We start from the raw sequence: 8717 nt of genomic DNA, 5'->3' as shown, positions 1-8717 counted from the left end.
CCGCCGGGGGCGGGGAGGGTCAGACCGTGCCCGCGTCGATCAGGGCGGCGGCGGTGAACATCTCGACGCCGACCTTGATCGCGCTCTCGTCCACGTCGAAGTTGCCGCGGTGGAGGTCGAGGTGGTTGGGGTCCCCCGGGCGGCGAACGCCGAGGCGGGCCATGGCGCCGGGGACGTGCTCCAGGTACCAGGAGAAGTCCTCGCCGCCCAGGGACTGCTCGGTGTCCTCGATCGCGTACGGGCCGCAGCGGCGGGTCATCGCCTCACGGAGGAGCTCGGCGATCACCGGGTCGTTCACGACCGGCGGCACCCCGCGGACGTAGTTGATCGTGGACTTGGCTCCGTGCAGGGTCGCGACCTCGTCGATCGCCGCGTACACCTGGTCGGGGGCGTCCCGCCAGGCGGCCAGGTCCAGGCAGCGGACCGTGCCGCCCAGCTCGGCGTGTTGCGGGATGACGTTCGGGGCGTGGCCGGCCTCGATGCGCCCCCAGGTCAGGACCAGGCCGGAGCGGGCGTCGATACGGCGGGCGAGGAGCGCCGGGACGTCCGTGGCGACCCGGGCCACCGCGGTGACCAGGTCCGTCGTCAGGTGCGGGCGGGCGGTGTGGCCGCCAGGACCGTCGAGGGTGACCTCCAGGCGGTCGCAGGCGGAGGTGATGGGGCCCACCCGCAAACCGATCTTGCCGGCGTCGACGCGCGGGTCGCAGTGGACCGCGATGATCTTGCCGACGCCGTCGAGGACGCCGGCCTCCACCGCGTTGACCGCGCCGCCCGGAAGGACCTCCTCGGCCGGCTGGAACACGAGCCGGACCGGGCGGGCCAGCAGGCCCTTGCGGTGCAGTTCGGCCAGGACCAGACCGGTCCCCAGGACCGTGGTGGTGTGGACGTCGTGGCCGCAGGCATGGGCGCGGTCCGGGACGGTGGAGCGGTACGGGCAGTCCGCCTTGGTGTCCGGGATGGGCAGGGCGTCGATGTCCGCGCGGATCGCCAGCATGGGGCGGTGGCCGTCCCAGGTGCCGATGTCGCAGGTGAGCCCGGTGCCGCCGGGGAGCACCCGGGGGCGGAGGCCCGCGGCCTCCAGCCGGGACTTGATCGCGGCGGTGGTGCGGAACTCCTGGTTGCCCAGCTCGGGGTGCATGTGCAAATCCCGGCGGAAGGCGATCAGCTCGGCACGCAGGGGTTCCGGCAGCGTACCGGGCAGGGGCGTTTCGCCGGGAACGTCTGCTTCGGGCTCGCGGGACATCAACTTGTTCACCCATCAAAGGGTAGGCGTCTTTACCCCTCAACTTACCTGTGATCTACAAAACTTCAGCCCGATAGGGGAAAGAAGGCGAGCTGAGAGCGCTTGAGGTGGGTCCGACGTGGGTAAGCTCACGCCTTTTGGGCCTTGAGTCGATCTTCCCGCACCCCCTCCCGCCGTGGCGTTAACAGTCGTTTACGCCCCGGTCAGCGACAGCCCGTGGGCCGCCCGGGCCGACTCCGCCACCGTACGCAGGAACCCCCGGGCCCGGGGCGGAGCGCTCGCTTTCAGCCATTCCGGCGCCACGTCGCACACCGTGATCGACACGCCGGTGCCGGCCAGGGCCGCCGGCAGGGTGTGCACGACCGTGGACGGGAAGCTGAGCACGGTGCGGCTGGTCGGCCCGCGGCGGGTGACCAGCTCCAGAGGCAGCTCGGGGCGGACGACCTCCAGTCCGGTCTCCGTCGCGATGCGGTGCAGCTTCGGTGTGCTCTCCCGGCGGTGCGCGTAGTAGCGGGTCACGCCGTGCGCCGCCGCCAGGGCCGCCACCGCCCCCACGTAGCGGTCCGCGTCCACCACGCCCGTCTCCACCAGCGACGTGCCGACCAGGTCGGCCCCCGGAGTGACGCGTGGCGGGCCGAAGCGGGCGCGGGTCCAGGCGAAGGCGTTGCGGGCGACCTCGGTGCCGGGCGGGGCCGCCGCCAGAGGCAGGGCCGTGAAGATCTCGACCGTGCGGCCCCGGCCCGGGGCCAGCCGGCGGCGGGCGAGGGCCGTCAGCGGGGCCAGGGCCAGCTCGCGCGGGCTGCGGCTCTCCCTGCGGTGCCAGCGCACGAGCCGCTCGCCCGTGCTGAGCCGCTCCGCGTACTCCATGGTGGCCGTGCCGTCGTCGACGACCGTCAGGCGGCGCGGCGGGAACAGCGACAGCAGCAGCTGCACGTAGCGGGAGAACGGGTCCCCGATCAGGACGTGGTCCGCGCGGCGCAGCAGCGGGGCGAGCGCGCGCAGGGTGTGCGGCAGGGAGCCCTCGCGGCCCCGCGCCTCCTGCCAGTGGACGGTGAGGCCCTCGTCGCGGGCCAGCCCCGCCATCCGGCGCAGCTGGCCCCGCGACATCGGGTCGGTGGGCGGGAGGACGACCAGGGTCGGGGGCGTGCCGTGCGCGCCCGCCCGCGGCGCGCCTCCCGGCGCGCCGGTGGGCGGTTCGGCGAGCCGTGCGTACGTCCACTCCAGGACGTTCAGGAGCTGGACCGGGCTCTCGACGAACGCAAGGTGCTCGGTCGGCGGGGTCATGCCGGGGCCATCACGCGGCGCAGCTTCTTCATGGGGGCGAGCTCCGACTCGTACACGCGCTTCACGCCGTCGCCGAGGGCGGTCTCGATGGTGCGGATGTCGCGGACGAGGCGGCTGAGGCCGCCGGGCTCGACGGACGCGGCCTGGTCGGAGCCCCACATCGCACGGTCGAGGGTGATGTGGCGCTCGACGAAGACCGCGCCGAGCGCGACGGCGGCGAGCGTGGTCTGCAGGCCGGTCTCGTGGCCGGAGTAGCCGATCGGGACGTTGGGGTACTCCTGCTTCAGCGTCTCGATCACCCGCAGGTTGAGCTCCTCGGCCTTCGCCGGGTACGTGGAGGTGGCATGGCACAGCAGGATGTTGCCGCTGCCGAGGACCTCGACGGCGTGGCGGATCTGCCGCGGCGTCGACATACCCGTGGAGAGGATGATCGTGCGGCCGGTCGCGCGCAGCTCGCGCAGCAGCTCGTCGTCGGTCAGGGAGGCGGAGGCCACCTTGTGGGCGGGGACGTCGAACTTCTCCAGGAAGGCGACCGCCTCCGTGTCCCAGGGGGACGCGAACCAGGCGATGCCCTTCTCCTTGCAGTACGCGTCGATCGTGCGGTACTCCTCCTCGCCGAACTCGACGCGGTGGCGGTAGTCGATGTAGGTCATCCGGCCCCAGGGGGTGTCGCGCTCGACGTCCCACTGGTCACGGGGGGTGCAGATCTCGGGGGTGCGCTTCTGGAACTTGACGGCGTCGCACCCCGCCTCGGCGGCGGCGTCGATCAGCTTGAGGGCGTTGTCGAGGTCGCCGTTGTGGTTGATGCCGATCTCGCCGGTGACGTAGACGGGCCGGCCGGGGCCGACGGAACGGGTGCCGAGGGTGCGCAAACGGGGGTCGCTCATGATCCACTTTCCTGGTCGCGGTGCGTTGACGGACGGGTGCGCGTGACCCGGTCACGCGGGTGGGACGTGCGTGACCCGGTCACGCGGTGGGGTGTGAGTGACCGGGTCACGCGGTGGGGTGGGCGGTGAGCTCGGGTCCGAGGAGCCAGCCCGCGATCTCGCGGACGGCCCCCTCACCGCCCGGGGTGGTCGTGACGGCCCGCGCGGCGGCGCGGACGGGTCCGTGGGCGTCGGCCACGGCGACCGGCCAGCCGACGAGGCCGAAGCACGGGAGGTCGTTGACGTCGTTGCCGGCGTAGAGCACCCGCTGCGGGTCGACCCCGTACTCCTCGCACCAGTGCTTCAGCGCGAGGTCCTTGCGGTCGATGCCGTGCAGCACGGGCACGTGCAGCTTGCGTGCGCGGGCCGCGACGACCGGGTTCCGCTCCGTGGAGAGGATCAGCAGGTGCAGCCCGGCGCGGCGCAGAGCGGCGATGCCGAGGCCGTCGCCGCGGTGGACCGCGACCGTCTCGCGGCCGTCGGAGTCGATCCACACGCGGTCGTCGGTCTGGGTGCCGTCGAAGTCGAGGACCACCGCGTCGACGTCCGCCCGGGTCGGGGTGGGCGCTGCGTCCAGCAGCGGGGCCAGGGCGCGGGCGCGGGCCAGGTCGTGCGGGTCGTCGATCTCCAGCACCCGGGCGGGGTCGGTGGCGACCAGGGCCGTGCGGCCGAAGAAGCGGTGGCGGTGGCGGCGGAAGCCCGCCGCGTCCATGGCGTACGCGGCGCCCGTCTCCAGCAGCTCGGCGGGCCGGTCCTGGCGCCGCGGCCGGTACGCCTTGTCGTGGTTGACGCCGTGGGCGTCCAGGGCGCCGGACGCGGTGCCCTCGGGGCGGTGCGCGTCCTCGGCGCCGTGCGGGCCTTCCGGGCCGCGCCCCGGGCCGGCGGCCCGCCGCGGGTCCGCGGTTCCGTCGGCGTCCTTGGCGCCGTGCGCGTCGGCGGGTCCCGAGCGGGCGGGGTCCGCCGCCGGGCGGGGCCGGGCCCCGCGCCACACGAAGCCGTGGAAGGGGGCGGCCGTGAGGGCGGTGTCGGCGCCGCCGCGCAGCACCTCGTCCACCACGCCGTCGACGTCCGCGGGCGTCAGGAAGGGGCTGGTGCACTGCACCAGGAGGACCACGTCGGCGGCCCGGCCCGTCTCCGCCTCGCGGGCGTCCAGGGCGTGCAGCACGGCGGCCTCGCTCGTGGCCGTGTCGCCCGACAGGTCCGCGGGGCGGGCGACCACCGCCGCACCTGCGCGGCGGGCGGCGTCCGCGATCGCGGGGTCGTCCGTCGACACGGCCACGTCGGTCACCAGGCGGGCCGCCAGGCAGGCGTGCACGGCGCGGGCCACCAGCGGGACGCCGCCCACCCGGGCGAGGTTCTTGCCGGGGACACCCTTGGAGCCGCCGCGGGCCGGGATGACCGCGAGGACGGTCCGTCGTTCGGTCGCGTTCACAGCTCCCCCAGCCTGCGGATCAGCGGCGCCACCCGCTGGACACCGTGGCGGTACGCCCCGCGTGCCGTGCCGCGGACGGCGTCCCGCAGCGCCCGGCGCACCCCGCGTGCCTCCGGCGCGTCCTGGGCCGCCTCCAGGTGGTGGCGGCCCAGGACGCCCGGCAGGTAGCCGGGGGCCGTCGCCGCCGTGTAGTAGGGGGCGACGGGCGGCGCGCCGGGCTTGCGGCGTTCCTCGATCCTGGCCCGGGCCGCGGCGAAGGCGTCGGTGTCCGGCGCGGCCCGCAGCCCCTGGTCGGCGAGCCAGTCCGGGTCGGGCGCGGGCTCCTCACCGGCGTCGAGCCGGTCCCAGGAGGTGAGCAGGCCGGACCCGACGAAGTAGTGGTTGCCGAGGGCTTCCCGCACGCCCAGGTCGCTGAGCACGGCCGTCGGCACGCCCCGGTGCAGGGCCTCCAAGGCGGCCGTCGACGACACGGTGACCAGCAGGTCGGTGCGGTCCAGGACGTCGCCCATGTTCCCGTACACGAGGCGCAGGTTGGGCGGCAGCGGCAGGGTGCGGGCGAGCCGCTGGTACGGCAGTTCTTCGATGTGCGTGGTGTGCTCGCCGGGCTTGGAGCGCAGCTTCAGCAGCATCTCGCGGCCCGGGTGCAGCCGGGCGTACCCGGCGAGGCGGCGCAGCAGGTAGAGCCGCTCGGCCCGGGACGCCGGCACGGACGGCTGCGCGGCGAACACCACGGTGTGCCGCCCGGGGACCGGCCGGTAGGGCGTGCCGCCCAGGAACGGCAGGGCCGCCTCCACGACGGGCGAGGCGTCGGCGCCCACGCCCTCGTACACCTGGCGGAACCGGCGGGCGTCGAAGGGCGAGTTGGCGAGGACGACGTCCGCGCCGTGCCGCAGCAGCAACCCGTCGGTGAGCTTCTCGTACACCACGCCGACGTAGCCGGTGACGGTCACCGGGCGGCGCTCCGGGGCGAGGGCGGCCAGGCCGTGCAGCAGCGCCCGGACGGTGCCGCCGACGGTGGCGAGGACGACGACGTCGTACGCCTCCTCGCGCAGGGCCCGCAGGAGCTCGGCCGCCGTGACCTCCCGGGGCGTCCCGAGGCCGGTCTCGGCGAGCTGCCGGGCCGTCGGGGTCGCCCGGCCGCGCAGCGCGAAGCCGGTGACGTCGGGGGCGGGGCCGGGCGGGGCGAGGCGGCGCGCGGTCAGCGCGCCCCATTTCCAACGGGTGTCGGAATCCGCGACGACCGCGGTCCGATACGTGAGCGAGGGCACGCCGAGGACATTAGGAAGGCCATCCCTTTCGCGGCCCAACTCGGCGGCAACAAACAGTGAACAGCACCTTTCCGCCGTCCGGTTCAGCAGTGCGCCGCGCATTGTTCACCTGTCAGCCCCTCCCAGGAAGGAAAGAGGGAGCGGCGGGCGGCCTAGCGTCCGAGACGTGGTCAAGCTCTCCGTCGTCGTGCCGTTCTTCAACGTGCAGAGATACGCGCCCGACACACTCAGAAGCCTGCACGCCAACGCCCGGGAAGACTTCGAGTTCCTGCTCGTCGACGACTGCTCGACGGACGGCACTCCGGAGATCCTCGAACGGGCCATGCGGGAGGTCCCCGGCGCGGTGCTGCTCCGGCACCGGACCAACGGCGGTCTGGCGACGGCCCGCAACACCGGGCTGGACGCGGCACGCGGCGAGTACGTCGCGTTCCTCGACGGCGACGACTGGCTCGCACCCGGCTACTACAGCCGACTACTGTCGCTCATAGAGGGGTTGGGGTGCGACTTCGTCCGTACTGACCATGTGCGGTGCACGGGCCGGGAACGGTCGGTGCAGCGGGCACCGGTGGGGAGGCGCGGTGAGGTGCTGCGGCCCCGCGACGCGATCCTCCCGGCGCACCGCTCGACGTCGGTCGACTATCCGTACGCGTGGGCCGGGATGTACCACCGGCGGCTGCTCGACCGGGGAATCCTGCATTTCCCGCACGGCCTGCGGACGGCGGAGGACCGGCCGTGGATCTGGCGACTCCACCGGGAAGCCGATTCCTTCGCCGCGGTCAGCACACTCGGGGTTTTCTACCGCAGAGGGGTGGCCACGTCGCTCACGCAGATCGGCGATATCAGGCAACTCGATTTCCTCCGCGCATTCGACCAGGTGATCGACGAGACGGCGGCCGATCCGGACGCCGATCGACTTCTACCGAAAGCGGTGCGGACGTATTGTGCGATCATCGCCCACCACTGCGGTCAGATCACGCGTTTCGAACCGCCGGTGGCCCGGCGGCTGCGGGCGCTGAGCGCGGCTGCCCTGCGGCGCATGCCACAGGACGTCCTGAAGGACGTCCTCGCCACGATGGACGCGGACCGGGCGCAGCTCCTGCGGCGGCTGCGGCGGCGCCCCGCCCCCGTGGGGAGCGCAGCGGCGGAGGGGGGAGCGTGACCGCGCGGCCCGGGACCGGCGAAGGAGGGGACGTGACCACGGGGCAGGGGGTCGGCGGAGGCGGGAACGTGAGCGCGCCGCCCGGAACCGGCGGAGGCGGATCAGGGACCACGCAACTGCTGTACGCGTCCAGCCTGTACGGGGCGGCGACGCTCGCCGCCGCCCTGGACAGCGGGTGCCTGCCCCCGGCGGCGCGGCGGGTGCTGCTGGTGTCCAACAACGCGTCGGTCCCGGAGACCACGCCGCCGCTGGACCGGATGCCGGGGTTCGCCCGGCTGCGTGAGGGCGGCGGCGGCCGGTTCGACGACGTGCTGTCCTGGAACGCGGCGATCGCGCCGCTGCACCCGGGTGGCTGGTCGCCGCGCGGGGACGAACTGCCGCTGTGGGAGAGGCACCTGCGGCTGCTGTGGGGCCTGGGGGACGGGGGCCGGGTCGAACTCGTCGTGGAGTCACTCCAGGTGGCGCCCGCGCTGACGCTGGCGCGGATCTTCCAGGACGCACCGCTGACGGTGTACGCGGACGGGCTGATGACGTACGGCCCGACCCGCAACAAGATCGACCCGCTGGTCGGGGAACGGGTGCGGCGGGTGCTGCACCTGGACCTCGTGCCGGGCCTGCGCCCCCTGCTGCTGGGCGAGTTCGGGGCGGTCACGGAAACCGTCCCGGTGGACGCCTTCACGAAGGTGCTGGACGAGCTGGCGACGCACGACACGGCGTCCGGTGCGGAGGAGGACGGCGGGGAGGGCGGGGCGCTGCTGCTCGGGCAGTACCTGTCGGCGCTGGACATCCTCACGGCGGACGAGGAGGAGGAGCTGCACCTGCGGATGGTGCGGGGCGCCGTCGCGCGCGGTCACCGCCGCCTGGTCTTCAAGCCGCACCCGGTGGCCCCGCCGTCCTGGTCCCGGCGGTTGGAGCGGGAGGCGGCGGGGCTGGGCGCCCGGCTCGCCGTGCTGGAGCAGCCGGTGCTGGCCGAGGTGGTGTTCCGGCGGATGCGGCCCGAACTGGTCGCGGGCTGCTTCTCGACGGCGCTGTTCACGGCGGACCGGTTCCACGGCATCCCCGTGGCGCGGGTCGGCACGGACCTGCTGCTGCAGCGGCTGGCCCCGTACCAGAACAGCAACCGGATCCCGGTGACCCTGGCGGACGCCCTGCTGCCGGACCTGGAGGCGCCCGCAGGCGCCGCGCCGGCCGACGTGGACGTGCCGGGCCTCGTCCGAGCTGTGGGCTTCGCCATGCAGCCGGACCTGCGGCCGGACCTGCGGGAGGCGGCCGAGCAGTATCTGGCGCGCAGCGCCCCGGCCCACGTCGCGCGGTACTTCAAGCGGCGCCGCCTGACGGTGCTGGGCCTCCCCGGCGGCCTCCCGGTCCCCCGCGGCCAGGCGGTACGGCGTGTGGCCCGCCGCGT

At 74.3% G+C, this 8717-nt stretch carries 7 protein-coding genes; 2 read left to right on the top strand and 5 right to left on the bottom strand.

Going from position 1 to position 8717, the window contains the following annotated elements; translation table 11 throughout:
• Positions 1-19 precede the first annotated feature (19 nt).
• From BJP40_RS01625 to BJP40_RS01605, 5 genes are all read right to left on the bottom strand, one after another.
• Positions 20-1243: a M20 family metallopeptidase gene (locus tag BJP40_RS01625; RefSeq protein ID WP_071278047.1), complete on the bottom strand. Its 1224-nt coding sequence runs from the start codon at positions 1241-1243 to the stop codon at positions 20-22.
• A 192-nt stretch (positions 1244-1435) separates the two neighbouring features.
• Positions 1436-2527, bottom strand: coding sequence for a hypothetical protein (locus tag BJP40_RS01620; RefSeq protein ID WP_071277956.1), 1092 nt, complete (start codon positions 2525-2527; stop codon positions 1436-1438).
• On the bottom strand, positions 2524-3414 hold the full coding sequence (locus BJP40_RS01615; protein WP_079170840.1) for an N-acetylneuraminate synthase family protein: 891 nt from the start codon (positions 3412-3414) through the stop codon (positions 2524-2526). The genes BJP40_RS01620 and BJP40_RS01615 overlap by 4 nt, the downstream gene beginning before the upstream one ends.
• 106 nt (positions 3415-3520) lie before the next feature.
• Positions 3521-4885 carry an acylneuraminate cytidylyltransferase gene (locus BJP40_RS01610; protein ID WP_071277951.1) on the bottom strand — a complete coding sequence of 455 codons (1365 nt, stop codon included), beginning with the start codon at positions 4883-4885 and terminating at the stop codon, positions 3521-3523.
• A complete protein-coding gene (locus tag BJP40_RS01605) occupies positions 4882-6153 on the bottom strand; it encodes a DUF6716 putative glycosyltransferase (protein WP_071277948.1) in 1272 nt (423 codons plus the stop codon). Before BJP40_RS01605 ends, BJP40_RS01610 begins: the two co-directional genes overlap by 4 nt.
• A gap of 166 nt (positions 6154-6319) precedes the next feature.
• Between BJP40_RS01605 and BJP40_RS01600 the strand changes: the two genes are divergently transcribed.
• Both BJP40_RS01600 and BJP40_RS01595 read left to right on the top strand, forming a co-directional pair.
• Positions 6320-7312 (top strand): glycosyltransferase family 2 protein, encoded by a 993-nt coding sequence (locus tag BJP40_RS01600; RefSeq protein ID WP_071277945.1) that lies wholly within the window; start codon positions 6320-6322, stop codon positions 7310-7312.
• A 68-nt stretch (positions 7313-7380) separates the two neighbouring features.
• Positions 7381-8717, top strand: a 1337-nt coding sequence (locus BJP40_RS01595; protein ID WP_071278044.1) for a polysialyltransferase family glycosyltransferase, incomplete at its 3' end; no start/stop codon positions are given.

Origin of the sequence: Streptomyces sp. CC53 (genome assembly GCF_001865245.1) — a bacterium.
In the GTDB taxonomy this organism is placed as follows: domain Bacteria; phylum Actinomycetota; class Actinomycetes; order Streptomycetales; family Streptomycetaceae; genus Streptomyces.
Note: the sequence above shows the minus strand (reverse complement) of the source record. Positions and strands in the feature narration are given on the sequence as shown.

What these genes read in the sequence shown, in the direction of transcription:
- BJP40_RS01625 (WP_071278047.1), bottom strand. Translation starts at nt 1,243, where the DNA reads ATGTCCCGCGAGCCCGAAGCAGACGTTCCCGGCGAAACGCCCCTGCCC.
- BJP40_RS01615 (WP_079170840.1), bottom strand. Translation starts at nt 3,414, where the DNA reads ATGAGCGACCCCCGTTTGCGCACCCTCGGCACCCGTTCCGTCGGCCCC.
- BJP40_RS01620 (WP_071277956.1), bottom strand. Translation starts at nt 2,527, where the DNA reads ATGACCCCGCCGACCGAGCACCTTGCGTTCGTCGAGAGCCCGGTCCAG.